This window comes from Thiomonas sp. FB-6 (assembly GCF_000377645.1).
GTDB lineage: Bacteria > Pseudomonadota > Gammaproteobacteria > Burkholderiales > Burkholderiaceae_C > Thiomonas_A.
In genome coordinates this window covers 1-1,828 of record NZ_KB898541.1, presented here as the reverse complement: position 1 = coordinate 1,828, position 1,828 = coordinate 1, and the positions used below count along the sequence as shown (strand labels likewise).

The 1,828-nt window shown below is 61.4% G+C and carries 1 protein-coding gene; it reads left to right on the top strand.

The features are described from left to right. Nucleotides 1-849: DUF2235 domain-containing protein (locus D466_RS23735; protein WP_196803542.1), on the top strand; the 849-nt coding region annotated here is incomplete at its 5' end. Nucleotides 850-1,828: the final 979 nt, after the last annotated feature.

Here is a 1,828-nt window from a genome sequence, read left to right as displayed (position 1 = left end):
ACTTATCCACCGCCGGACATCATCAGACCGGCTCCCATCCCTGGCTCACTATTGGGTCGGCACGGTGGCTCAGAATTGCATCGGCGCACACAGGCATGGGTCGACTACCGTCGAAGCGTAGACACCGGCGATTGGGGCAACGATCTGGACACGTTCTGGCACAACGCCAACGATCTGCTGGGCGACTTGCTGCACCGAGTTCCGCCGCCACGATACCTCGCCAACGTGCCGATCAAGGCCGTAGGCGTGTGGGACACGGTTGGTGCGCTCGGGATTCCTGTCGGGGATGACACCGGGCGGCGCACAGACCTCTTTGCGTTCGCGAGCCACAGTCTCTCGGATCGGGTGGCTTATGGTCTACAGGCTCTGGCAATTGACGAGCAGCGCATTGATTTCACGCCGACGTTCTGGGAGCCTCGCGCGAACGTCACGCAGGTTCTATTCCCGGGCGCCCATGCGGATGTGGGCGGTGGGTATCCACCGGAGGAACGTGGCTTGTCCAACGGCGCATTGCGCTGGATGATCACCCAGCTGGCGCGTATCGGACTCCGCTTTGGTGTTAGCAGCTGGCCAGCATCTGACGCGATGGGGCTCGAGCATCGGCCTTGGTTGAACACCTCGCGACCGACCGGGCTGCGGACTTTTCCTAAGGGTTTTGAACTGAGCAGCACTTGCGTCGCCAGGCTGGCGGCGCGGGAGGTTCCCGCGGAGAGTCCAAGCGCGGGTTCGCCGCCGATTTCAGCGCCCTACAGGCCAGCGAATCTGGTGCCTGACTACATACGGAAGGACTCGTGGGCGGTGCAGGCTGACGTGCGCCAAGCGGAGATCGATGCTACCGGAGGGGCGTGATGCTGCACCCCGCGGTGCGGGGGGCGCTGTAGTGCCGGCAGCCAGTCACCATGTCGTGGACAGTTCTTATTAAGACGATCGATTCTGCTGCCAGCCGAGCAGTGCACTTGGACAGACTTTAAAGAATTTCTGTTCGAGGGAGCTGATGGACAGTCTCTCTTATTGGCATCAGCGGGAAATAAAGTCGTTAACTGAAAACAAAGTCGCTGACTGGGAAATATAGTCGCTGACTGGGTTGAGCCTAGAAGGAAATGAAGTCGCTTACCGGGCAGCTGCCGCGCGCCCCGGTAGGCTACCGATCCGCCTGCCTCGTAATGGTGAAGCTGCAGCCTGGTGAGATCGCGCCGCTCAAGCACACGTGTGGATCACTTGCATAGAGTCGGTTCGACTTGGTGGCAGGCTTCAGGTCGACGCCGTCCCAACAATCGCGCAATGCCGCGGACAGGTTGCCATCACGCCGCCCTTGGTGCAGGACGTTGGCGAAGTCAGTCTCCAGGGCAGCCGCTAAGGAGTACAACTACGCTGGCGATCGAAGCCGTAGGAGCGGTCGCAGGGTAGCAACAGCCTCCGGCGGCCAGCGTTGTCTCGCCCAAGTGTTCTTTTCAGCCCCCTGGGGTCCGATGAGGGCATAGAGCGGCCCTGACCGCACGGGATCCGTCAGATACTTGCATTGCCACGCTCAGACGCTAGACTTCAAAGACGCCACCCAACCCAGCCGGCTGTCGACCGAGGCGCGGTGCCGACACCATGCGTGATCGCCGCCAACCCGCCTCCATGAGGTACGAACTGCTCGCTCAAGAATTCGAGCGGCAGATCGCTGCCGGGGTGCTGCGCGCGGGGGATCGATTGCCCTCTGTGCGCCAGACCTGTGCCAGTCGGGGCTTGAGCCCTAGCCTGGATATTTCGCGAGCAAGTAGGTCGGCCGCTTGATCCGGTCGTGCGTTTCAGAGGTAGTGAGACTCGAAACGTGACGAACAAA